The sequence below is a fragment of the Prochlorococcus marinus XMU1419 genome (assembly GCF_017695955.1).
Classification (GTDB): domain Bacteria; phylum Cyanobacteriota; class Cyanobacteriia; order PCC-6307; family Cyanobiaceae; genus Prochlorococcus_A; species Prochlorococcus_A marinus_AD.
Genome location: NZ_JAAORO010000001.1, coordinates 523,746 through 548,707, shown reverse-complemented (window position 1 = coordinate 548,707; position 24,962 = coordinate 523,746). Strand labels below are relative to the sequence as shown.

The 24,962-nt window shown below is 31.0% G+C and carries 25 protein-coding genes and 1 tRNA gene; 16 read left to right on the top strand and 10 right to left on the bottom strand.

Annotated features, from left to right (window positions below; all coding sequences use genetic code 11):
• Window positions 1-3 precede the first annotated feature (3 nt).
• The 3 genes from folB to HA151_RS03090 form a co-directional block, all read right to left on the bottom strand.
• Window positions 4-366 (bottom strand): dihydroneopterin aldolase, encoded by a 363-nt coding sequence (gene folB / locus HA151_RS03100; protein WP_209106041.1) that lies wholly within the window; start codon window positions 364-366, stop codon window positions 4-6.
• 11 nt (window positions 367-377) lie between these two features.
• Window positions 378-1,688, bottom strand: a complete 1,311-nt coding sequence (locus HA151_RS03095) for a glutamate-5-semialdehyde dehydrogenase (RefSeq protein WP_209106040.1) — start codon at window positions 1,686-1,688, stop codon at window positions 378-380.
• A 67-nt stretch (window positions 1,689-1,755) separates the two neighbouring features.
• On the bottom strand, window positions 1,756-5,703 hold the full coding sequence (locus HA151_RS03090; RefSeq protein WP_245151554.1) for a translocation/assembly module TamB domain-containing protein: 3,948 nt from the start codon (window positions 5,701-5,703) through the stop codon (window positions 1,756-1,758).
• 64 nt (window positions 5,704-5,767) lie between these two features.
• Between HA151_RS03090 and HA151_RS03085 the strand changes: the two genes are divergently transcribed.
• From HA151_RS03085 to HA151_RS03045, 9 genes are all read left to right on the top strand, one after another.
• Entirely contained in the window at window positions 5,768-6,211 is a 444-nt protein-coding gene (locus HA151_RS03085; protein WP_209106039.1) for a DUF2518 family protein, read from the top strand.
• A gap of 11 nt (window positions 6,212-6,222) precedes the next feature.
• Entirely contained in the window at window positions 6,223-6,630 is a 408-nt protein-coding gene (locus tag HA151_RS03080) for a DUF4332 domain-containing protein (RefSeq protein ID WP_209106038.1), read from the top strand.
• A 52-nt stretch (window positions 6,631-6,682) separates the two neighbouring features.
• Window positions 6,683-6,949 (top strand): hypothetical protein, encoded by a 267-nt coding sequence (locus HA151_RS03075; protein ID WP_209106037.1) that lies wholly within the window; start codon window positions 6,683-6,685, stop codon window positions 6,947-6,949.
• Between the two features lie 6 nt (window positions 6,950-6,955).
• Window positions 6,956-8,536 carry a CocE/NonD family hydrolase gene (locus HA151_RS03070; RefSeq protein ID WP_209106036.1) on the top strand — a complete coding sequence of 527 codons (1,581 nt, stop codon included), beginning with the start codon at window positions 6,956-6,958 and terminating at the stop codon, window positions 8,534-8,536.
• Window positions 8,537-8,588: 52 nt separating this feature from the next.
• Window positions 8,589-10,853 (top strand): 1,4-alpha-glucan branching protein GlgB, encoded by a 2,265-nt coding sequence (glgB, locus tag HA151_RS03065; RefSeq protein ID WP_209106035.1) that lies wholly within the window; start codon window positions 8,589-8,591, stop codon window positions 10,851-10,853.
• 112 nt (window positions 10,854-10,965) lie between these two features.
• Window positions 10,966-12,006: a uroporphyrinogen decarboxylase gene (hemE, locus tag HA151_RS03060; protein WP_209106034.1), complete on the top strand. Its 1,041-nt coding sequence runs from the start codon at window positions 10,966-10,968 to the stop codon at window positions 12,004-12,006.
• A gap of 8 nt (window positions 12,007-12,014) precedes the next feature.
• Entirely contained in the window at window positions 12,015-12,998 is a 984-nt protein-coding gene (locus HA151_RS03055; protein ID WP_209106033.1) for an NAD-dependent epimerase/dehydratase family protein, read from the top strand.
• Between the two features lie 59 nt (window positions 12,999-13,057).
• A complete protein-coding gene (petE, locus tag HA151_RS03050) occupies window positions 13,058-13,408 on the top strand; it encodes a plastocyanin (RefSeq protein WP_209089128.1) in 351 nt (116 codons plus the stop codon).
• A 63-nt stretch (window positions 13,409-13,471) separates the two neighbouring features.
• Window positions 13,472-16,054, top strand: a complete 2,583-nt coding sequence (locus tag HA151_RS03045) for an ATP-dependent Clp protease ATP-binding subunit (protein WP_209106032.1) — start codon at window positions 13,472-13,474, stop codon at window positions 16,052-16,054.
• Between the two features lie 49 nt (window positions 16,055-16,103).
• Here the strand turns inward: HA151_RS03045 and HA151_RS03040 are convergent, their stop codons facing one another.
• A complete protein-coding gene (locus HA151_RS03040) occupies window positions 16,104-16,574 on the bottom strand; it encodes a 6-carboxytetrahydropterin synthase (protein ID WP_209106031.1) in 471 nt (156 codons plus the stop codon).
• A 63-nt stretch (window positions 16,575-16,637) separates the two neighbouring features.
• Between HA151_RS03040 and hisIE the strand changes: the two genes are divergently transcribed.
• From hisIE to HA151_RS03020, 4 genes are all read left to right on the top strand, one after another.
• Window positions 16,638-17,297: a bifunctional phosphoribosyl-AMP cyclohydrolase/phosphoribosyl-ATP diphosphatase HisIE gene (gene hisIE / locus HA151_RS03035; RefSeq protein WP_209106030.1), complete on the top strand. Its 660-nt coding sequence runs from the start codon at window positions 16,638-16,640 to the stop codon at window positions 17,295-17,297.
• A gap of 153 nt (window positions 17,298-17,450) precedes the next feature.
• On the top strand, window positions 17,451-18,374 hold the full coding sequence (locus HA151_RS03030; RefSeq protein ID WP_209106029.1) for a sigma-70 family RNA polymerase sigma factor: 924 nt from the start codon (window positions 17,451-17,453) through the stop codon (window positions 18,372-18,374).
• Between the two features lie 37 nt (window positions 18,375-18,411).
• Complete coding sequence (locus HA151_RS03025) at window positions 18,412-18,780, top strand: YkvA family protein (protein WP_209106028.1); 369 nt, start codon at window positions 18,412-18,414, stop codon at window positions 18,778-18,780.
• Window positions 18,781-19,101, top strand: a complete 321-nt coding sequence (locus HA151_RS03020) for a hypothetical protein (RefSeq protein ID WP_209106027.1) — start codon at window positions 18,781-18,783, stop codon at window positions 19,099-19,101.
• Window positions 19,102-19,306: 205 nt separating this feature from the next.
• On the opposite strand, the gene HA151_RS03015 is transcribed toward HA151_RS03020, so the two are convergent.
• Window positions 19,307-19,576: a YciI family protein gene (locus HA151_RS03015; RefSeq protein ID WP_209106026.1), complete on the bottom strand. Its 270-nt coding sequence runs from the start codon at window positions 19,574-19,576 to the stop codon at window positions 19,307-19,309.
• Window positions 19,577-19,677: 101 nt separating this feature from the next.
• Between HA151_RS03015 and HA151_RS03010 the strand changes: the two genes are divergently transcribed.
• Window positions 19,678-20,034, top strand: a complete 357-nt coding sequence (locus tag HA151_RS03010) for an AbrB family transcriptional regulator (protein WP_209106025.1) — start codon at window positions 19,678-19,680, stop codon at window positions 20,032-20,034.
• A 76-nt stretch (window positions 20,035-20,110) separates the two neighbouring features.
• Here HA151_RS03010 and trpA read toward each other — a convergent pair whose 3' ends face one another.
• The 4 genes from trpA to HA151_RS02990 all read right to left on the bottom strand — a co-directional run bounded on the left by trpA (window position 20,111) and on the right by HA151_RS02990 (window position 21,705).
• On the bottom strand, window positions 20,111-20,953 hold the full coding sequence (gene trpA / locus HA151_RS03005; protein WP_209106024.1) for a tryptophan synthase subunit alpha: 843 nt from the start codon (window positions 20,951-20,953) through the stop codon (window positions 20,111-20,113).
• A 27-nt stretch (window positions 20,954-20,980) separates the two neighbouring features.
• On the bottom strand, window positions 20,981-21,301 hold the full coding sequence (locus HA151_RS03000) for a DUF3007 family protein (RefSeq protein ID WP_209106023.1): 321 nt from the start codon (window positions 21,299-21,301) through the stop codon (window positions 20,981-20,983).
• Between the two features lie 4 nt (window positions 21,302-21,305).
• The gene (locus tag HA151_RS02995; RefSeq protein WP_209106022.1) at window positions 21,306-21,539 is read right to left on the bottom strand and encodes an NAD(P)H-quinone oxidoreductase subunit L; all 234 of its coding nucleotides are present in this window, start codon (window positions 21,537-21,539) and stop codon (window positions 21,306-21,308) included.
• An 80-nt stretch (window positions 21,540-21,619) separates the two neighbouring features.
• Window positions 21,620-21,705 (bottom strand) — tRNA-Leu (locus HA151_RS02990).
• 318 nt (window positions 21,706-22,023) lie between these two features.
• Here HA151_RS02990 and HA151_RS02985 point away from each other — a divergent pair.
• Together HA151_RS02985 and HA151_RS02980 are read left to right on the top strand one after the other, a co-directional pair.
• Window positions 22,024-22,674, top strand: a complete 651-nt coding sequence (locus HA151_RS02985) for an outer membrane protein (RefSeq protein ID WP_209106021.1) — start codon at window positions 22,024-22,026, stop codon at window positions 22,672-22,674.
• Window positions 22,675-23,257: 583 nt separating this feature from the next.
• Window positions 23,258-24,013 carry an outer membrane protein gene (locus tag HA151_RS02980; RefSeq protein ID WP_209106020.1) on the top strand — a complete coding sequence of 252 codons (756 nt, stop codon included), beginning with the start codon at window positions 23,258-23,260 and terminating at the stop codon, window positions 24,011-24,013.
• Between the two features lie 242 nt (window positions 24,014-24,255).
• Here HA151_RS02980 and HA151_RS02975 read toward each other — a convergent pair whose 3' ends face one another.
• Entirely contained in the window at window positions 24,256-24,927 is a 672-nt protein-coding gene (locus HA151_RS02975; protein ID WP_209106019.1) for a pectate lyase, read from the bottom strand.
• Window positions 24,928-24,962: the final 35 nt, after the last annotated feature.

Below are 24,962 nucleotides of genomic sequence, written 5' to 3'. Positions count from 1 at the left end.
ACTTTAATTATTTTCAAGAATTCTTATTATTGACACCTTTCCATCGAAACCTGTTATTGGAGGATTGCATTTTGTCAAAATAATTTTAATTTTAGAAACATTAAATTTCTGATCAATGATTTCTAAAATTGCGTTGGAATATTTTTCGATTGTATAACAATATATTTTCTTTGATTGATCTTTTAAAAGATGCACTAATTTTGAATAGTCAACTGTTTTTTTTATATCATCATTTGCAGTACACTTATCAAAATCAGTCCACAAAAATATATCCACACTAAAGAGTTGTCCTAATTCCCTTTCTTCTCTAAGAACACCCACTCTAGCCCAAAGTTTAATATTCTCAATTTTTAAAAATGTTTCCATTTTAAAAAAATTTAAAGATCCTTATGGGAATAGATAGCCTGTCCAGATGAAAAATCATCAACTATATTCCCATTTCCTTTTAGGAAATATTTATATGTAACCAGACCCTCTAGGCCTACAGGTCCTCTTGGGGGAAGCGTTTGAGTAGATATCCCTACTTCAGCTCCGAATCCATATCTAAACCCATCTGCAAACCTAGTAGAGCAATTATGAAAAACACCTGCACTATCAACTAGATTCATAAATTTATTAGCAGTACTCAAATTTTCAGTAATTATTCCATCAGTATGTTTTGAACTATATTTTTGAATATGTGTGATTGCCTCCGCCAAATCATCAACAATTTTTATCGATAAAATTAAATCTAAATATTCAGTTTGCCAATCTTCTGTACTAGCCTCATACTTTAACCCTAATTCAACTGATCTTTTATCTCCAATTAATTTAACATTATTAGAATTAAACAAAGGTATGGCCTTTTCTAGAAAAGCTGGTGCGATATCTTTATGGACTAATAAAGTTTCAATTGCATTGCATGCTGCAGGATATTGAATTTTACTGTCCAAAGCGACTGATAAAGCCATCTCAAGATTTGCCTCAATATCTATAAACAAATGACAAATTCCATCAGCATGGCCTAGAACAGGAATTTTTGTATTCTCTTGAATAAATTTAACTAATTCATTACTTCCTCTGGGAATTATTAAATTAATATATTTCTCAAGATTTAACATCGACATGCTATCTTTTCTGCTTGTTAGTAAACAAATTGCATTATTATCAAAACCTGATTTGCTTAAACCTTCTTGCAATGCTTTTACTATTGATGTGTTTGTAAAATTAGCTTCACTACCGCCCTTAAGCATTACTCCATTACCTGATCTTATTGCTAAGGAACTAATCTGCATTACAGCATCTGGTCTGGATTCAAAAATAACCCCTAGAACTCCTATAGGCACGGTTTTTCTTTCAAGGATAAGTCCCTTGGAGAGCTCTCTTTTTATTTGAACTTGATTTACAGGATCAGCCAATTCTCCAACCTTCCTTACTCCTTCAATTCCTGAATTTAATTTTTCTTTTGATAACTTTAATCTCGAGAGTAAAGCATTTGAAATTCCTTCCTTTTCTGCTTTTTTATAGTCCTGATTGTTAGCCTCTAAAATTTCTTCAGTATTTTTTTCTAGATAATCAGCCATAAAATTTAAGGCTTTAATTCTATTTTGATTTTCAGTCTGACTAATTTTTATTGATGCCAAACGAACTTGATAAGCTTTTTCTAAAAGATCATTACTGGGTTGAGGGACTTCAAATATATTGGCCATATTTATTTTTTAATTAATTTAATAATAATTCAAATTAAGTATTCTTTAAACTAACTTTCTTTGTGACTTAATATCTAAAAAATAATTGAACTTGACTTTTCCAATCCCCATTTGAATCAAAAGAACCTAATAATTCTAAGTTTGGATTGGCCTGAAAAGTCAAAATTCCTATAGGTGGGATCTCATCTCTGCCTGGAACAGTCTGAAAAGCAAAATTGATTGCATCGGTAATATCAATCCCTAGTTCAGCGACCCAAGCTTGGGAAGCATTTTCAGCATTAGAATATGATTGTCTATCGTTTTCTATGTCTAAATTTTCATTAGAAAAAATATTATTTAAGGAATCATTATTTTCTATTAAGGCTGGATATAGAGATAGCTGAAATCTCTCGCTAAAAGCATCAGCATTATTTAGTTGAGAAATAAATGCTCTATTAATTAAATTAGCAGAGTTCCCTCCAATCAAACCAATGATTTGAGATCTGTTATAACTCGGAGTACTTCTTAATTTTATTCTTTTATTTTCATCTTCAAAAGACAATTGATCTAAAAATCCCTCATAAGAAGCTTCAATTCTGATAAGCCTTGTATTGCCTATTCCAAATGTTCCAAAACTATTTAAATTTGCATCTGCGTCAAGATCTCCAGAAATATTAGGATCCTGATTATTTTCTTTTATTGGTATTATAGAATCTGGAACTTTGCTTACAAGAGAAAAATTTATATATGGCACCAAACCACTTCTCTCTGCAAACAAAATGTAATTAACTTTATTTCTATCTAGTTTGAAGGGAGTTGTATATAGATTTGCTCTACCTTTCTCAAGAAAAATAAGACCTCTAGCTTTTAAATCTTTTCCTACCGATCCATTTATATTAATGTCTAATTTCGTATCTAAATTAGCTTGAATTATATCAGAATATTGAAGTTTAAACTCTGGTCCAAGTTTTAGAATAAGATTATTAAAACTTAAATTATCCAAATAACTAGGCAAGGTTTCTCCTAAAAGAACTGAATTCAAAATTGTTTCATTTGAAATTATTTCAATATTCTTATTAATATTCCAATCAAGTTCTGGCCAATTTTTTTTATTTCCATTTTGATTAAGTGTATTATCTATTTTATTTTTTTTATTGGTTCTATTAAAATTAATAAATCCATTATTAAGAGATAAATTACCGCTTAAAACTGGGTTTTCAAATGATCCAATTAAATCTATATCGGAATCTAATAAAAAATTAAAATTATCCGTCTTTATAGAAAATTTATTTGTTTTAAAATTTATCTCTTCTAACCCATAGTTGTTTTTACTATAAAAAGGCAAAGAACCTTTTATGAAAATATTTCCTGAATTTTCGGCTTTTGCTTTGAAACTTTTGATCTCTAAATAATCAAAATCAAAAATTATCAAACTATTTAAATCTTTTATTGTATTATCATAAAAATCAATTTCAGAATCTTTTATTGCTACAAATCCATTTAATATGGGTTTATTAATAGTACCTTTTACTATTGTTCTAATATTCACGTCACCTTTTTTAAAGGTAAAGTATTCTTCAGCAAAAATATCAATTAGCTCAATAAATTTACCATTGCCAGTCAATCTTAGATCTAAGTTTTGTTTTTTATTTATAGGTATTATTCCTTCAATATTAATTGGAATTTCTGAGTCATTAATAAGCAAGGAAAATTTAACATCAAAAATAGAGTTATTAAATTCAACAAGACCTTCATCAAATAATATTTTATTATTTTTAATTGATGAATTATTTGAAGAAATTTCACTCGAGAAAGATTTTGTATCAAGATTATAAAGTAAATTAATATCCAAACCGCCAAGAAAATCTCTTGGTCTCTTTAAAAAGATATTTGCAGCACTTAATGGTAATTTTTTAATTTTTAAAGAACCATTACCTTGTAGTAAACCTCCTTCCAAATTAATCGAAAATTCCTCTTTGTTTTTCTTATTATCATTATTGGTGGTGTAAAAATAGCCATTCAATTTTGAATTAAGTTTGTAATTAAGTGGTCTATCTCCAACGATAGTTACTTTTGCGTTATATCTACTTTTGAATTTATTTAAATATTTTTGTAAGTTAAATTTGTCTTCTAAAGTATTCTTATTTTCAATAATTTCTTTTATAAAATCTATCCTCTCATTAAATGAAATATTTTCTTTATTTATTTCTAAGTCATCCAAGATATTAGATTTTCTAGTTGGAACAACTTTTTTATTATCAAAATTAAAAATATCAACAGCTGTAAGGATAGTCCAACTGGTACTTATATTGTTAAAGTCTAAATTAATTAAATTAGTTTTTTTTGTATTGTATTCGGCTTCAATTATACCCCCATCAATTGGATACAAGGATGAGTTTACATAAAATTCATCATCTTTAAATCTAAAGTCAAATAATGAATTTGCTAACTTTATATTTCTATATTTACCTAAACTCCATGACAGTCTTCCATCAAGAGAAGACTGGTCTAATGATATCGATCCCGAACCATTAATAATTCCATTAATACTATCGAATTGATTGTTGTTAACAGCTAACTCAAGTTCATCAATAGGAAAATTATCAGCATTCCAAATAAAACTATCATTCTCTTTAACTAAATCTATACTGCCTTTAAAGGAGTTAAAAACTCTACTAAAAGTTGCACTATCTAATTTAAGCGAAGAATTTAATTTCACTGAGAGGAATGAAGGGATTGGAGAGTATCTATTTTTCATATTTAGCAGAAATTGATCATCATCATTTTTAATTTCACCCTCCCATATTTCTTTTATGCGAATCCCTTTGTAGTGGGGATAATCAACATTAAAATTTACAAAAAGATCAGGATTACTAATTTTTCCTTTTAATTCTCCTTCAGCAGTAATAAATCCTCTTATATCATTTTTTCGGAAAATATTTAAATTAGATAATTGAGTTCTATTTATTTTAAAACTTGAATCTATATCCCCGAGATTAATTCCTCTTTTATCAACCCAATAAGGAATATTACCTGAAAATTTAATGTCCGGATTCAGACTATTAATGTATCCAATACTTCCTTTCAAATTTATATTGTTATAACTTTCATTTAATGGGACATTTAGATTGAAATTTGAAGTCAAAGTTCCATAATCAAATTTTTCTGAATTTCCAATTAAATTGTTATCCCTACAATAAAAAATTGTTGAATCAGAATTTATATTCTCTGAGAAAGCTTCAGGCTTTATTTTTAAATTAGTAAATGAAAATCTTCCTTTACAAAATGTTTGCTTTGTTGATTTGTTAAATCTAAAATTAGATTTAAAATTTCCTTTTTGGAAATTAATTTTTCTGCCCCTAAATATATATTCTGAGTTCTTAAGATCTAATCCACTAGAAAATAACTCCAGTTTTAAAAATTCTTGATTTAATTTTGTATTAAATTTTAGTTTTAAAAAACCTTTTCCATAAAAATTAGATTTTAAATTTGCAATAATTTCTTTATTATTGGACTTATAGATAATATTGCCTTTAACTTTTGTTTCTAAGCCTGAATTTTGAAGCTTTAGGTCTGAATATTTGTTAATGCTAAAGTTTAATTCATACTTTGATTGTGACTTATTTTTGATTCGAGAATTACGATTGGCTTCATGCTCTTTAAAAAAATCTCTATCAATATTAATTTCAGTTTGCTCGGGCCTTATTTTTAATATCCATTTTTGTTTTAATAAAGATCTAAAAGGCATAATACCTACATAAACATTTTGAGCTTTAATTTCAGAATTTATATTTTTTTTATCAGTAAGTTTTGAATCTTTAAGAGAAATTCCTAGAAACCTAATTCCGGCATAATTACCTAAATCAATCTTTTTATTTAAAAAATTCCCAAAAACATCTTCAAGTTCTGATTTCCTGGAATTGTAATTATCTCTTAAAAAATTATTTAATAAAAATGTGCCTAGAATTCCTAAGGCGAAAAGTATTCCTACAGAAAGAATTTTTGTATTTAAATTTAGAGATCTAATTTTTTTCAAGTTAGAGCCCAAAAATAGAGTAGGCTTACAAAATATAAGAAATTAATTAGGTCAAAGCCACTAAATGTCTTTTTTTGAACTATTAGATAACACACCCAAAATTTTTGGATTCTTAGGATTATTCCTTTTTATATGCACTTTAGCAGCTTTTATATTTAATTTTGGGTTTAAATTTCGAATTATAGGAGCCACCATATTCTCTTTATTACTCTCTTTAAGTAGTTGGGCATTTATACAAAGTTATACTGAAAATGTAGTAATTGAGAATGCAAAATATGTCCCAATTGTTTATGACAATGGGTTCGATTTGATTATTGCAAAAGCAGATGAGGACTTCCCTGAAGAATCTATTAAGCCAACTTTAGAACAATTATCGGAGAACCTCAGGAGAGGAAGCAGGTCAGGTGCTAATGTAAAAATAAAGATTAGGAAACTTGAAAAAATTTCAGATGGTGTGAGTCAACCAGTCGTAATAGGAGAAATTCAGAAAAATGTAAAAATGAATTAGTCTACAGAATAATGAAAAGCAAGAATTTTTTAGATTTTTTACCAAATAATTTTAGACATGAGAAATCTTTCTTTACTCAAAAAAATCTAACTGACTTTGAAAAACTAAGTAACCTATCAGACTTAGACATAAATAATATTCAAAGAAAATCTCCACTTTGTGGATTAAATAATTTAAAGAAAATTAGAGCTATAGCTATTTTTAAAAAAGAAATTGAAATTTCTCCACCTGAGGCGTATCTACTTTTACATTGCGGTATTGGTACTATTAAATCATTATCACTATCTACTCCTTGCGAATTAGAACGCAAAATTGGGAGATTAGAAAGAAATCTTAGAACTAAAAGTGAAACTGACATAACTTTGAATCTTTTAAAAGAATGGATTAAGAGAGCTAATCAAGTCCAAAAATCTATTTGAAATCTTTGTTAAAAATTTTTTTTAATGTAGAATTTAGAAAAAGTTATTAATAATGAAATCTTTTTTATTTTTATTTTTTTTGTTTTTTCAATCCTCATACCCTGTTTATAGTCAGTCAAACTTATTAGAAAGTGTTAAAAAGAATCCGAGTGAAGCTATTAATATTTGCAATAAGTTTAGAGATTTTAATTCAAAAGGTATTTCCGCTAGTTCAGATAAAGCAATAGATTATGTATCAAAAAAAAACAAATTAACTCCTGTTAATGCTGAGATCTTCTCTATTTACGTTATCGGACTGCACTGTCCAGATGTAATCTAAAGATTAATGTATGGTTCAAGATGGTTTGATAAGTCTCTAGTACTTAGAGATAATATCAAACTTACATCAAGGATTTGGTTGCCTAATGGTGATGGGCCATGGCCCGCATTATTAATGAGACAACCTTATGGAAGGGAAATAGCTTCAACAATAACCTATTCTCATCCTTCATGGTGGGCTTCCAAAGGATATATGGTAATCATTCAGGATGTAAGAGGCATGGGTGCTTCTGAGGGAGTTTTTAATGGTTTCAAACAAGAAGCTAGCGATACTTCAGAAACACACGAATGGGTGAGGTCTCTTGAAGAATGTAATGGAAAACTTGGCTTATATGGTTTCTCATATCAAGGATTTACTCAACTAACTGGTGAATTATATTCAACGCCTCCTGATTGTTTATCTCCAGCAATGACTGGGTTCAACATTAAAGATCATTGGTGTTCTGATGGAGGGGCATTTTGGTGGAATAACAATATTGCATGGGGACTCCAAATAGCAGCACTAAAAATGAAAAGAGAAAAAAAAATATTTGAGTGGGGAAAGATAAGATCAGCTTTAGAAAATAAAAGTTATTTAAGGGAAGGAATTGATACTTTAAAAAAATATGATCCTAATAGCTTTGTTTTGGAATGGCTTAAAAATTTTAATAGTGATTGCCCATTTGAAGAATTTAAACCAATTTCAACATGGATTAAACAACCTATGTTAATTATTGGAGGACTTTGGGATCCACATTTAAGAGGTGCCTTTGATCTTTATAAAAAATCTAAAGAAGCTGGTGGGAGCCCAGAGATTATTATTGGGAATGCGACACATCTAAATTGGTGGGAGGGATCACAAGAATCTTTATTAAAATTTTTTGATAAACATTTAAAATCAGATGAAAGATTTAATTCTAAGAATTCAAAAAGCGAGAAAAAAATATGGAATATTTCATTAAATAAATGGGAAGAATTAAATAATAAAGTTAACCCTGAATTTATTTTTGGGCTCAAGAGCGATGGCACAGCAAATGTAGAGGTTGAAGATGGAAATCTTACCTTAAATTCAGAAGGATCAGGATGGTTCACAATTGTGAGTGACCCATGGCGACCTACTCCATCTGACGGTGGTCATCTAGGTCCAAATCCAGGAACGTTTAATAGAAGTATCATTGATAAACGCTTGGATGTAGGTGTTTTTCAAACCAATTCTTTTGAAGAAGATCAATATTTAAGAGGAATTCCCACATTAGAAATCCTAGTAAGAAGTGATCAGCCCAATTTCGATATCTGCCTTGCTTTATCTCTAGTTGAAGAAGGTAATGAGAAGGTGAATCAATTTTCAACAGGATTCTTAAGGGTTAAAAACTCCAAAACAAGTGAAGAATGCAAATATCAAATAACAATGCAGCCAACAAATATTTGTTTGATTAAGGGAAGCAAGCTTCGCTTATCCATATCTGCAGCAGCTTATCCCGCTATTGGCGTTAATCCTGGATTTGGGGAAGGAAATGTTGGAGCGCCTTCAGCAAATCATAGAATTATTACTCTAAGTTTCGGCCTTAATAAAACATTTATGAAAATGACCCCTTTTTTTAGTAAATAATTATTTTTTTGGTAAATCATTTGATATTATTAATCCTTAATATCTACCAGTCATGATCGAGACAATTCAAGCAGACTGGATTAAATCAGAAGCTATCAACCTAGAAAATTGTTGCAATGATAATCCATTAAAAATATTAGGTCCTCATTTTTATGAAGAACAATGGGTAATAAGGGTATGGATGCCTGAAGCTGATGAAGTTACAATAAATTTTAAAGATAAAACCTACAAAGCAGAAACCATAAATCATAAATGGCTTTTTGAAGCAATCCTTCCGGAAAATCCAAATTCTGATTACGAAATAAATGTTTCACGAGGTGGGATCAAACATACACAAAATGACCCTTGGTCATACAGAGAAGAGTGGATGGGAGAAGTTGATAGACATCTTTTTGCAGAAGGTAATCATCATCATATTTGGGAAAAAATGGGAGCACATCTCATTGAAGAAAATAATCAAAAAGGAGTTATGTTTTGCATTTGGGCTCCAAATGCAAAATCAATCTCGATAGTTGGAGATATAAATTCTTGGGATGGGAGACATCATCCAATGCAAAAAAGATTAGGGGGAATTTGGGAACTATTCATGCCAATAATGCAAGAGGGAGACACATACAAATATGAAATAAGAACACAACAAGGTCATATTTATGAGAAAGCTGATCCATATGGTTTCCTCCATGAAATAAGGCCTCAAAATGGTTCAATAGTTTCAAAATTGAAAAACTTTGATTGGAATGATAGCTCTTGGATTTCAAATAGAGATTCTTCCAGTCAAATTAACAAGCCAATCTCAGTTTATGAAATGCATTTAGGAAGTTGGCTCCATGAATCAACAGATAATAAATATCTAGAAGACAATGGTGAACAAAGAGACCCAGTGCCTGCCGCCGATTTAAAACCTGGGACAAGATTATTAACTTATCCAGAATTAACCGAAAAACTAATCCCTTACGTAAAAGAGAGAGGATTTACACATATCGAACTTATGCCAATATCTGAACATCCTTTCGATGGTTCATGGGGATACCAGGTTACAGGCTGGTATGCACCAACAAGTAGATTTGGCACCCCAAATGAATTTAGAGAGTTTGTCAATAAATGTCATGAAGAGGGCATAGGAGTAATTCTTGATTGGGTACCTGGTCATTTTCCAAAAGATAAACATGGTTTAGCATTTTTTGATGGTTGTCATCTTTATGAACATGGAGATTCACGCATAGGTGAACACAAAGAATGGGGGACCCTAATATTTAATTACAGCAGAAATGAAGTTAGAAATTTCTTAGTTGCCAACCTCGTTTATTGGTTTGAAGAGTTTCATATTGATGGAATAAGAGTTGATGCTGTAGCTTCAATGCTTTATAGAGATTATCTACGTCCAGATGGAGAATGGATACCCAATGAAAATGGTGGGAATGAAAATATTGAAGCCGTTAAATTTCTTCAACAGGCTAATCATGTACTCTTCCAACATTTCCCAGGCGCACTCTCTATAGCTGAAGAATCAACAACTTGGCCAATGGTAACCAAACCAACTGACATGGGAGGATTAGGCTTTAATTTGAAATGGAATATGGGATGGATGCACGATATGCTTGATTATTTTGAAATAGATCCTTGGTTTAGGCAATTCCATCAAAATAGTGTAACTTTCTCAATTACATATAACTATACAGAGAACTTTATGCTGGCACTTAGTCATGATGAGGTTGTCCATGGGAAAAGTCATCTTTTACATAAAATGCCTGGCGATGACTGGAAGAAATATGCAAATACTCGAGCATTACTAACTTATATGTGGACACACCCTGGTAAAAAAACGATATTTATGGGAATGGAATTTGGGCAAAGACAAGAATGGAATGTTTGGGATGATCTGCAATGGGAGTTACTAGAATTTGAGCCTCATAAAGGTATCAGAAACTTGATTGATGACCTAAACGTTCTTTATAAGAATGAACCTGCATTATGGAGAAATGACTTTGACCCTTATGGATTCCAATGGATTGATTGTAATGACAAATCTAATTCGGTTATAAGTTTCATGAGAAGAGAAAAATATACCAACGAGTGGCTAGTTGTTGTAGCTAACTTTACACCTAATACTCATGGGTCATACAAAGTAGGTGTCCCTGTGGAAGGATTCTATGAAGAAATATTTAATTCAGATGGCTCTAGATACGGGGGCAGTAACAAAGGAAATATGGGGGGCAAAGAAACCATAAATTACAATATTCATGATTATCAAAATGCTCTAGAACTTGCTTTGCCCCCATTAAGCGTGAGCATCTTCAAACATCAATCAAAAAAATAAGAAGGCTCATTTAACTTGATACTTCATATAAATGTTCATATAACGTTTTTGCTCTGCTTTACATTGTAAGATTTTTAAGTTGGATTTTTTTTTAAGAATATCGAATTTAAAAATGGGTCAAGATTTACCACTACTACTTTCTGCCGCTTTAGGTAAAAAAGTAAACAGGCCTCCAGTATGGATGATGAGGCAAGCAGGAAGATATATGAAAATCTATAGAGATTTAAGGGAGCGTTACCCAAGTTTTAGAGAGAGGTCTGAAAATCCAGAACTATCATATGAGATTTCAATGCAGCCTTTTCATGCTTTCAAACCAGATGGTGTGATACTTTTTTCAGATATTCTCACGCCTCTTCCAGGGATGGGCATAAATTTTGAAATAATAGAAAGTAAAGGTCCAATTATTGAGGACCCAATAAGAACTCTTAACCAGGTAGAAAATTTAAAAGAATTAAATCCAAGTGAGAATTTAAGTTTTGTTGGACAAGTTCTTACCTCACTAAAAAAAGATGTGAATAATGAGGCAACAGTTTTAGGGTTTGTTGGCGCACCTTGGACTCTTGCTGCATATGTAGTTGAAGGTAAAAGCAGTAAAAATTATTCTTTAATAAAATCAATGGCTTTTAATGAACCAGATTTACTTCATAAACTTCTTGATCATTTTGCAAAATCTATTGGTGAATATCTTAAATATCAAATAAAATCTGGAGCGCAAGTAGTACAAATTTTTGATTCATGGGCAGGCCAACTAAGCCCACAAGATTACGATATCTTTGCTGGGCCATATCAAAAAAAAGTTGTTGAAATTGTAAAAGCGGAATACCCTGAAACACCGATAATTCTTTACATTTCAGGAAGTGCTGGAGTTTTAGAAAGAATGGCAAAAACTGGAGTAGATATAATCTCATTAGACTGGACTGTAGATATTGAAGAGGCTTGTAAAAGAATCCCCAGGGGGATTGGAATTCAAGGTAATGTTGACCCTGGCATTTTATTCGGAAATGAAGAATCAATAAAAGAAAGGATAGATAATACTTTCAATAAAATTAAAGACAGGAAATATATTCTTAACTTGGGTCATGGGATTTTACCTGGGACTCCAGAAGAAAATGCTCAAACATTTTTTGAACATGGGAAAAAACTTACTTACTAGTCAAAGTCTTGGGATATAAAAACTTATTAATAACAGGCGCTAATGGATGTGTTGGCCAATATTTAGTTGATTGGTTTTTGAAAAACACAAAATTCAGGCTTTTTCTCATGGTAAGGGATAAAAGTAAGCTGCCAATTTCTATTCATGAAAATAAAAAAATCAAGTTATTGGTTTGCGATATCAGGGAATCAAATAAATATAAAAAGGAAATTAGTCAAATTAATTACTTAATACATACTGCCACAGCTTGGGGAGATCCCAAAAGAGCCTATGAAGTAAATATTAAAGCTTTTGAAGAATTACTTGAAATGCTTGATATTAAAAAGTTAGAAAAAATTATTTATTTTTCAACAGCTAGCATTCTTGACACAAAAACAGAATTAATGAGGGAATCATTAATTTATGGAACAGAGTATATACAAACAAAATATAAATGCTTCCAGAGACTTAGAGAAAGCTCATATGCAGAAAAAACCTTCGCTGTTTTCCCTACCTTGGTTTTCGGAGGAAATCTTGGCAAGAAAAGTAAATATCCTGTAAGTTATCTAACTAGTGGATTGAAAGAAATTGGGAAATGGCTTTGGATAGCAAGATTTTTAAAACTCGATTCGAAATTTCACTTTATACACGCAAATGATATTGCTCAAATTTGTGGGTTTCTAATTAAAAATCACAAAGAAGAGCAGTACAGAGGCTTTAGAAAATTTGTTCTAGGTCAGAAATTTATTTCAATTGATGAGGCCATAATTACACTTTTAAAAAGAAACAATATGAGGAGATATTTTGCGATACCCCTTACAAAAAGAATTCTAAAAATATTATTAAGAATTCTTCCCATCCAAACTACCCCGTGGGATAGCTTCAGTATCAAAAAGTACGACTTTAATCATGTCCCCATCACTAATCCCGAGACTTTCAAACTTAAAAGTCATGCCAAGTCACTAAATGATATTTTAAGGTTATCAAAGTTACCAAGCTGTAATAACAATTAAAATTCTCGCAGTTAGGATCGCAAAGCCTTGTAATATATATAAATAACTAAATTTTAATTATGTTACGTTCAATCTTTGCAGGGTTATTCGCAATAGTTTTAACTCTAGGTCTAGGTATTTCATCAGTTTCAGCTAAGACAGTTGAAGTAAAACTTGGGACAGATGCAGGAATGCTTGCATTTGAACCAAGCACAGTAACCATTAGTGCAGGTGATACAGTTAAATTCGTCAATAATAAACTTGCCCCTCACAATGCTGTTTTTGATGGACATGAGGAATTAAGTCATGCAGACTTAGCTTTTGCTCCAGGAGAGTCATGGGAAGAAACATTCGATACTGCAGGCACTTATGATTACTATTGCGAGCCTCACAGAGGAGCTGGGATGGTAGGTAAAGTTGTTGTTGAATAATTCTTTTAATACTTAAGTCTTTTTTACTTAATACTTATTACAGTCATAATTATATTTTGATTAATGAAAATAGTTCCAAGCGAATTTTCAAATTCAGCTTGGAGCTGTTTTATTTTGGCTAAAGAAATTGCTTATAAAAATAATCAACAAAACGTAGACTCTGACAATTTATTTTTAGCTCTCATAAAACAAGACAATCTTACGAAAACAATCTTGAAAAAAAATAATGTAAATATCAAAGAGATTGAGAAAGAAATAATGTATTCATTAAATTTGAAAGCGAAAATGAAAAATAAACAAGATAATTTATATATTGGTGATACTCTTCACAAAGTATTTTTGAAAGCGAATGATATTAAAAATACTTTAAATGATGTAGTGATATCAACAGAACACTTGGTTTACGGTTTAACTTATGATGATAAATATAGATTTCACATTTTAAATCAAAAAGGTATTACAGAATTTCTCGAAATTATAAAGAAAATGAAGTCAGATCCAACATTACAAAATGAATTTGATACTTCTAATGAGTCTTTGGAAAAATATGGTATTGATCTAACTCAATCTGCACGAGAGGGAATTCTAGACCCAGTTATTGGTAGGGATGAGGAAATTAGAAGGACAATTCAAATATTAAGTAGAAGAACAAAAAATAATCCTGTTCTAATTGGAGAACCTGGAGTTGGTAAAACAGCCATTGTTGAAGGTTTGGCTCAAAGAATTATTAATGGCGATGTACCCTCTGCACTACAAAATAGACAGCTAATTTCATTAGATATGGGTGCACTTTTAGCTGGAGCAAAATATCGCGGAGAATTTGAAGAAAGAATAAAAAATGTATTAAAGAAAGTTAAGGAATCAGACGGTAAGATCATTCTTTTTATTGATGAAATTCATACAGTAGTTGGTGCAGGGGCAAGTGGAGGCTCTTTAGATGCGAGCAACCTTTTGAAACCAATGCTTGCAAGAGGAGAACTTAGATGTATTGGTGCTACAACTATTAATGAACATAAACAAAATATAGAAAAAGATCCTGCTCTAGAACGAAGATTCCAAAAAATAAAAATTGATGCTCCTTCGATTGACGATACTGTATCAATATTAAGAGGATTAAGAGAAAGATACGAAGTTCATCATAGTGTGAGAATTTCTGATAATGCTTTGGTTGCTGCTGCGACCCTTAGCGAAAGATATATCAACGATAGATTTCTTCCTGACAAAGCAATAGATCTAATCGATGAAGCAGCCTCAAGATTAAATATGGTCATAACTTCCAAACCTGAAGAAATTGATGAGATTGATCGAAAAGTTTTGCAGTTTGAGATGGAAAAATTATCTTTAAAAAGAGAAACAGATTATTTTTCTCTAGAAAGATTAAAAAAAATCAATAATGAACTTATATCCCTTAAAGATAAACAGGCAGAATTAGGTGCTAAATGGAAAAAAGAAAAAGATGAAATTGATGAGATTAGCACCATAAAAGAAGAAATTGAATCTGTTCAATTGCAAATAGATCAAGCCAAAAGGAGTTTTGACCTCAACAAAGCAGCAGAATTAGAATTTGGAACTTTAAATTCACTACAAAAAAAATTGAAAGAAAAAAGTGAGTCTCTAGTTAATTCCCACAAAAGCGGAGAGACAAGTCTTTTAAGGCAAGAGGTTACTTTTGATGATATTGCAGAAGTTGTCTCAAAGTGGACCTCTATTCCAGTACAGAACTTAAACCAGTCAGAAAAAGATAAACTTTTGAGCCTCGAGTCAATCCTTAAAGAAAAAATTATTGGTCAAGATAGTGCAATTAAGGCTGTTGTAGATTCCATTAAGAGATCAAGGACTGGTCTAAATGATCCAAGCAAGCCATTAGCCAGTTTCCTCTTCTTAGGTCCAACTGGTGTTGGGAAAACAGAGCTGAGTAAAGTAACAGCCAAAATTATATTCGATTCAAATTCTTCAATTACAAGACTGGATATGTCTGAATATATGGAAAAGCATTCAGTAAGCAAAATTATAGGTGCGCCTCCTGGATATTTAGGTTTCGAATCGGGCGGTCAACTAACTGAAGCTGTGCGCAAAAATCCTTATTCATTGATACTTCTTGATGAGATAGAGAAAGCTCATAAAGATATCTTAGATATTCTTTTGCAGGTTCTTGATGATGGAATCATTACTGATGGTCAAGGTCGTACAATCAATTTCAAAAATTCAATCATTGTTCTTACAAGTAATTTAGGAAGTCAATCAATAAATGATTTATCAATTAGAAAAGAAGATACAAATGAAATTAAAAAAGTTATTGATAATGAACTAAAAAATTTTTTCAAGCCAGAGTTTTTAAATCGACTCGATGAAATAGTTATTTTTAATAATTTAGAATTAAATGACATGAAAGAAATTGCAAAAATCCAGCTTCAAAATTTAGAAAAAAGACTTAACAAAAACAACTTAAAATTCAAAATTTCGGATGAGGCAATTAATCAACTTGTCGAAAATAGTTTCGATCATGCCTATGGTGCAAGGCCTCTAAAAAGAATTATTCAAAAACAAGTTGAGACAAAAATTTCAAATAATATATTGAATAATCATTACTTTAATAAAGACGAGATTAATATTTATCTCGCTAATGGAGAGATAATCGTTGATTAAAGATCTAAATTAAAGAATTCTATATGACTTGAAATTAGACAACTTTAATCTAAGGTTTAAACCAATCAGGAATTTTCTCATAACTTGCTTTATTGGATTTATTTTCTTTTGATTCTGTTTTCCAACAACATGTTCTGCCCTTATCCTTTTCTTGCAAGTATTCATTAGCCCATCTCCAAATTAATTCAGAAGTGAACTCCATACCCACATTATCCATAATTCTCAGATCTAAGGCATCTAAGTCATTTAATTTTTTCCAGTAATTTAACAAAGGGTCATCTTTATTTACTAAAAAAGTATGGTCAAATTGCTCCTTTAGTCTATTTTCTAGGGGCTTTAGACTTGAAAAATCTACAACAAAACCGTTTGGGTCTAATTTTTTTGCAGTAAAGCAAAAGGTGAATGATCTTGAATATCCATGCACAAATCTGCAGTGGCCTTTATGGCGCCATTGCCTATGTGAACAGGGGAAATCCTCGTAACTTTTACTGCATGAAAATTTCAACGAATGAATATGCATCAATTAACTGTTAGGATAATTTTTAATAAAACATACTGAGCAGGATTTAACATAGCAAACATAATGACTTATTCAAATAATTTTTCAATAGAAGATCTACGCTTTGATAATTATGGATTAATCCCTGCAATAGCACAAGATTGGCTTGACGGATCGATTCTTATGCTTGCTTGGATGAACAAAGAGTCTTTGACAATGACACTTGAAACCAAAAACGTTCATTACTGGAGTAGATCAAGATCAGAAATTTGGAGAAAAGGAGCTACAAGTGGAAGTACCCAAATACTTAAAGAGATAAGATTCGACTGCGATAATGATGCACTAATTCTTTTGATTGAACAAAATGGTTCAGGAGCATGTCACACTGGGGAAAAAAGTTGTTTTTTCAACGAAATCCAAATTAATCAAAATAATAAAAAAAAGAAAAAGACAACACCCTTTTCAAATATTTGCTCTGAATTATTTTATACAATTAACGAAAGATCGATAAATCCATCAGAAAAAAGTTACACAAATCATTTATTAACAAAAGGCAGTAATACAATTTTAAAAAAAATAGGAGAGGAATCAGCAGAATTTATAATGGCTTGCAAAGATAATGATAAAAATTCAATCTCAAATGAAGCTGCTGATTTAATTTATCATCTTCAAGTAGCCCTTATGCATAAAGGAGTTAATTGGAGAGATGTACTCGCTGTTTTAGAATCAAGAAGAAAAAATTAAATAATTAAAATTTATAATTTTTAATCTGAAAATTTGGGAAAAAAATGTTAATTAATTAACTAATAATTATTAATTAATTATTAATTAATTATTACATGTATGGCTTATTACTGAATTGACTATAAGTTGAATATATTAACAAAGAGGTAAATCGTGAGTTCATTAAGCGATTTTCTTGGTGAAATAGGTCGTCATCAACTTTTGACTCCCGAAAGAGAACTCACTATGGGCAGAAAAGTCCAAGAAATGGTTGTGCTTCTTAATAGATGTCAAGAGGCAGGTGGCAAAGGTCCTGCTTGTGAATATTCCGAAGCTGAAAGAAAAAAAATTAAAATTGGTGAAAAGGCCAAAAACGAGATGATAACAGCCAACCTCAGACTGGTTGTCAATCTTGCTAAAAGATATCAAGGTAAAGGATTAGAATTATTGGACTTAATTCAGGAGGGAACTTTAGGCCTTACAAGAGCCGTAGAAAAATATGATCCCTCTAGGGGGCATAGATTTTCTACCTATGCTTATTGGTGGATCAGGCAAGGATTGAATAGAGCATTATCGACTCAAAGTAGAACCATTAGGATCCCAGTAAATATTAATGAAAAACTTACAAAATTAAGAGCAGCAAAATCAAAGCTTATGCAACTTAAGGGGATTCCACCTAACAGCCAGGAACTTGCTGAAGAGATGAAAATCACTAAAGAGGAGATTGATGAACTCCTCTCTTGTGAAGTGAGAAGTATCACTGTTAGTCTTCAAGGCACTGTCAAATCAAAATCAGATCCCTCTGAACTAGTTGATATTCTTCCAAGTGATCAAACCCCTCCTATGGAATTAGCTGAATTAGCCGAAAGAACAGCATCTGCCTGGAAGTTATTAGATAAGGCTAACCTAACCGAAAAAGAAAGAAAGATAGTAAGCCTAAGATTTGGTTTAGACGGCTCAAATGAATGGAGAACTTTAGCTGAAGTTGCGAGACATATGAGTTGCAGCAGGGAATATTGCCGACAAGTTGTTCAACGTGCTTTAAGAAAACTTAGAAAAGCAGGCATACAGAATGGATTAGTTGATAGCATTAGCTAAAAATTCCATTAAAAATATTTAAATTTCATTTTTTAGGATGAAAGAGAATTACAAAACCCAAGAAAAAATCTATGATGCTGAAGTTTTAGAGAGTTCAACATTTGATGAGAATATCATTATCAAGATTCTTATTAAAGCAGGAAGAACAATTGCCAAGCCAGCCCTAGAAGTTTTGGAAATGGCTATAGATCCTTATACTCCAGCACAAGTAAGAATTTCCTTAATGGCTGCATTAGCTTATTTAATTATGCCATTTGACCTTTTCCCAGACTTTATGCCCTTAGTTGGTTTTAGTGATGACTTTGTAGCACTCACAGCAGTACTTAGTATTTGGGGTAAATATATGACTCCATCAATAAGAGAAAGAGCAGAAAATAAGCTTAATAAGTTATTCCCTTTTTTTTGAATGAGAAAATTATCTCAACAGGAAGAAAAAGAACTAATCTCCTTTATTAAGGATTGGTTAAAAACCCATGGACTTAATCAAAAGGATTTGGCCTATGAATTAAAAATTAAATCAAGTAGAACATCTGAAATTATTCTCAAAATCAAAGAATTTTATAAGAAAGGTGGTATGTTCAACGTCGCAAAGAATCTCATAAAGATTGAACAAAACTGGTTAAACAATTTCAAAAATGACTATCAAGAGATTAACCAAACGCCACCATATAATCAATTAGATATAGACTCATTAGTAAACCAAATAAACCAAGATACTAGTAGCTAAATAATATTTTAGAAAAATATATTTAATTTAAAATAATGTTTTCTTTAAATAATTGAATATATTTATTTAAAAATAAAAAAACATTAAAAATAACATAAAAATAAATATTTTATAATTTAGAAAATAAATATTTTTATGTATTTTTATAAATCAAGATTTTTTCTAATTAATAATTTAAACACCTAAATTTAATTTAAAATTAGATTTAAAAAGCTTGTACCCAGGGGTATATATCATAATTAGTCCATATGCCTTTTTTCCAATATATATCTTCCTCAATAAAAGTACTTAATTGTTTTTCATCAGTAGCATTGAAAATACCAAACAAATATTTAGTGCATTTTGTTGGTCCTAAAGTAACTAAAATATTTTGATCTTTTAAATTTCTAAGTCTATTAAGATGTTGTTTACGAAATGGTTCCCTTTTAATCAATACATCTTCACAGTACTTTCCAAAAACAACAAACTTTTCCATTTTTTTTTAAGATAAGTAATAGATTAAATATACAATAAATAATTGCGTATATTACATACAAATTGCTATCTTATTTAGGAAGAACTTTCTAATAATTAATTATGCTCACTGGTAGTGAACTTCTTGCAAAAGTTAAAGAACTTGGTGACGTTAGCAAGTCTGAACTTGTTCGAGCTTGTGGGTATGTTTCCACTAAAAAAAATGGAGGTGAACGCTTAAATTTCACAGCCTTTTATGAAGCTCTTTTAGAAGCAAAAGGAATAAATCTTGGTGATTCTGGAGTTGCAGGAATTGGGAAAGGGGGGAGAAAACTAAGTTACATAGCTACGGTACAAGGAAATGGAAACCTCTTGATTGGGAAAGCATATACAGCACTTCTGGATTTAAAAGCAGGTGATGAATTCGAAATCAAGCTTGGAAGAAAACAAATTAGATTATTACCTACTGAAGAATCTTAAAAATAACAAAGATAAATTTGATAATTAATTTATAAATACTTAAATAATTAATTTAAAAAGAATATTTTTACTAAGTTTAATTTTTTTGATCGGCAGCTAATCTCATATCTTTACAAAATTTACCAACCTGATCAACAACATCTTTTTCACTTGAACTAGAAATTCGTTTTACAAATGCACTTCCAATAATTACTCCATCAGCTCCCCATTCACGAACTTTATTAATATGTTCAGGAGTAGAAATTCCAAAACCAACGGCAATTGGATTATTATTTATTTGTTTTAACTTATTAATAAGATTTTCTACTCTATTTTCCATTTTATTTCTCTCTCCTGTAACACCCGTAACGCTTACTAAATAAGTAAAACCTTTCGAATAGTTAGATATTTTTTCCATCCTTTCAAAAGGAGTAGTTGGAGCTACCAATAAAATTAAGTCCATAGAATATGTTCTAACTACATTCGAAAATTTATAGGCTTCCTCAAGAGGGAGATCAGGAATTATTAGTCCAGAAACTCCAGCATTGGATGCCATTTCACAAAATTCTTCAAATCCAAAACATAGAAGAGGATTTAAGTAAGAAAAAAGCACGATGGGAATATTTAATTTGCCTTTTAAAGAATCTAAAAGGGTAATTACTTTTCTTGGAGTTGTGCCTGCTTTTAAGGCGCGAGAGGCAGACAGTTGAATAGTAGGTCCATCTGCGAGAGGATCACTATATGGGATTCCTAATTCAATAAGATCAGCTCCATTATCCTGCAACTTTAATAATATCTCAGACGTAATCTCAACATTGGGATCTCCTGCCATAATAAAAGGCATCAAAGCTAATTTGTTATTACTTTTTAAGTTATAAAACTTTTCATCTACTTTTGATAGATAATTATTTTTGATCAATTTCATTTCGTGCTCTTTCATGAATTTTTTAATTTTACTTATAAGGACTTAAGGATTTTTTTCTAAATCTTCCATTAGTTTTTCTTGTTCTTCCTTTGACAATGCATTGAACTTAGCTTCTAGTTTATCATTAACAACTTTTTCATAATCTTTTCTATAACGCTTCCTTTGTTCCATAAAAGTCATTTTTCCATTTATAACCCTAAAAACATACGAAGATACCCAAGTAATGACAATTAAAAATAGAATGCAGCTTGAAAAAGTATTCGTTGTGAAATTATCCACGCCAATTAGCGAAAATAATTTAAAACTTATTAATCCTAATAGAGAAAGAAGAATACCTATTTGAACAACTTTACCTTTAGTCAATTATTTAACCTTTACTACTTCCTTTTAATCTAAGATTTAGAAATGGAGAAAATAAAATTAAACCTGGGAAAAAAAGGAAAACAAGTCCATAAATTCCTAATCTCTCAAATTTGCCCATAACATTCCATCTATTATTCATCCAGTAAAATAGAAATAATGGAATAACTAATAAATATGCAGTGATAACAGCAACATAAGCAATTAGAGTGGCAAATGGATTAGTGAAAATATTTTCCATTTTAATTTTATGGTTCCTTAGTTAAAACATAACAATTATTGGCAGTTATCGTAAGAACTAAAAATAAATAATTTATATAGTGGGAGTGGGGGGACTTGAACCCCCACGAGCTAAAGCGCTCGACGGATTTTAAGTCCGGCGCGTCTACCAATTCCGCCACACTCCCAAGGCTTCTCAGCCTTTTTATTGTAACTTTTATTGTAAACTTGCAAAGAAATTGATGTAAAAAGTGATGATTTTGAGATCTATAGACTCCTTAGATTACGCTATGGCGAAGTCTATAGAGTTTACACATTCAGCAGGTCCTTATCTGCTGCTTTTAAATGGCGTTAAGTTACGAGTGTTGACGAGTGTCCCATTTAGTCAGCTACGTCCTTGATATTGATAATTTTCAGTTTGTTTTTTTTGAATATATTATTTCCAAAATATTTGTAGACTACAAATTTTTAAAATGATAATTTCTTATAAACCTATTTTAAAAACTATGAAAAAATACTTGGTTGCATCTTCACTATTATTGAGTTCTTTTACCTCTCCAATATTTGCAGAGGAATCTAAAAGTTTTTATTTTTCTATTGGAGGAGGGATAAATTTTGTGGGTGATATTGAGAGTAGTGTTGGAGTTATAAATGGTGAATATGGCACTAACAATCCCTTCCAATATTCATTTGCAATCGGTAAAGAATTTGAAGATTGGAAATTAGAATTTAATTATTCAGGTACTACTATTTCAAGTGATGAATTGACGGTAACAGCTGGAGGTGTTGGTGCTACTGCAGCTCTTACTCCAGATTATGAAGCAGATGTTACGAGTTACATGATCTATGCTTATAAAGATTTCCCTAGTGATACAAAATTCACACCATATATTGGAGCAGGTTTAGGTTTTTCTTCTATTGATGTCCCTTCACAAAATATAGCTCTTGCAGGGGTTAATTTTGTAACTAGTGATTTTGATACACAAGTATTCACATTTGGATTAAAAGGAGGAGTAGATTATGAAATAGCAGAAAATACTTCTTTATATACTGAGCTTGGATACTTAAATTTGGCATCATTCGATGCTGAAGAAGGTGAAGAATTTGATTCTATTAATTCGTTTGTAGTTACAGCAGGCCTTAGATTTAGTTTCTAAGAATTCCCTTGTTGAAAGGAAAATAATAAATCAGGATTATCATGTACTGATTTTTGCAGTGGAACGAATAATAATTTTGACTTTTGTGATTTTTAATCAATAAAGCGTCATTTCTTTTGACATTAAAAGAACTTCGAGCATGTTAAGTTTCTATTTTCTGCGCTTTCGTGCACTTGAACAATAATAAAGCGATTAGCTTTTTGGCTAATCGCGTTCACTATCTACACCAAAGTCTGTGGGATTTTAAGTCAGGCGGGTCTACCAATTCCGCCGCACTCCCAAGGCTTCTCAGCCTTTTTATTGCAAACTTGCAAAGAAATTGATGTAAAAAGTGATGATTTTGAGATCTATAGACTCGTTAGATTACACTATGGCGAAGCCTATAGAGTTTACACATTCAGCAGGTCCTTATCTGCTGCTTTTAAATGGCGTTAAGTTACGAGTGTTGACGAGCGTCCCATTTAGTCAGCTACGTCCTTGATATTGATAATATTCAGTTTGTTTTTTAATATATTTTTTCCAAAATATTTCTAGACTACAATGTTTTAAAATGATAATTTCCTAGAAATTTAGTATCAAAATTATGAGAAAATACTTCGTTATATCATCACTATTATTGGGTTCTTTAACCTCTCCAATATGTGCAGAAGAATCTAAAAGTTTTTATCTTTCTATTAGCGGAGGGATAAACTCCATTAATGAACTTGAAAGTGATCTTGATGGGACAGGTGTTGTTTCCTTCGGTACTGATAGTCCTTTTCAATATTCTTTGGCAATTGGTAAAGAATTCGATGATTGGAGATTAGAATTTAATTATTCAGCTACAACCGTTTCACGTGATTCAATCACAGTAACAGCTCCGGGACAAAATCCTGTCACTTCAAACATTAACCCAGAAATTGAGGAAGATATTAAAAGTTATATGATATTTGGTTATAAAGATTTCCCAACTGATAAAAAATTCTCTACTTATCTTGGAGCCGGCCTGGGATTTTCCACTGTTGAAATGGCTGAAGCAAACCCCATTGTAGGAGGAGCAAATGTACCTACTCCAGCAATTGATGAAGAACTTTTCACATTTGGATTAAAAGGCGGGGTAGAGTATGAAGTCTCAGACACTACCTCTCTATATGCAGAGGTTTCCTATTTGAATTACGCAGAATTCTCAACTGCTGCTGCTAATGGTAATGCTAATGCAAATGCTGTTGGTGGTGAAGGTGCTGGTCTTGGTGGTGGTGGTGAAGCTGCTGCTGCTGCTGCTGCTGGCGGTGGTGCTGACACAGACTTTGACTCAAATAATTCTTTTGTAGTTACAACAGGACTTAGATTTCGTTTCTAAGCGTTACCTCTTAAAAGAAATATAAAAATCAGGTTTCCCATGCACTAATTTTCTGAAGTGGGATGACAAATAAGTTTGACCTTTGTGAATTTTGATCAAGAAGCCAGATTTCTTTTACCATTTTAAAAAACCATTAGCATATTCAATAGATATTTCTGTGCACTTTCTTACACTTGAAAAATAAGAATATTTACACTTTTCTTGAATTATTAGATACGCGAGATAAATAGTATTTAATAATTTTATTTAAATTTAGATAATTTCAGATTATCCAAAAAATGCATAAAGAATCCAGTAGAGAGTAAGAATTCGTAAATTTCTAAATCATTTCTTATATGCTCAATAGTTGAAGCCCATGAAATTTCATAATAAAAAATATATAAAGCAGTTATCAAGAAATATAAACTTAATTTTTTACTTGGTATTGAGCTTAAGTGTGGCCACTTTCTCCATCCAATCCATCCAAAAAAAATACAAATGATTATCAATAAAGGATCGAGAAATAGATTATGAAAAAATGGGAGATTATGCAGATTAGTCTCACCTTGAATACTAATTTCTGTAAGAGAATCTATTGTAAAACCTGTAATTCGCTCACCCCAACTTATTTCTTCAGCAGCAATAAAGAAGGTTAATGCACTAAGAAATAACCAAATAAATGAGTTTAAGGATTTTTTACTTTTACTTTTGCAAAAAATTACTAACCCAAATATTGATGAAAAAAAGTATTCAAAAAACTGAATCCATTCCAGAGGACCATCTTCTAGTTTCAATAAGTTAAACCAAGTTAAACCAACTATATTTTCCCCGTAAGGGAGAATATAAATAAATCCATAAATAAATATTAGGTAATAGATGGGGAACAAACTTACTTCTGGAGAAATAGATCCCCATGGTGTTTTAATTAACTTCAAGATTTATAATGAGGGTAATTATTATGAAAGTATTT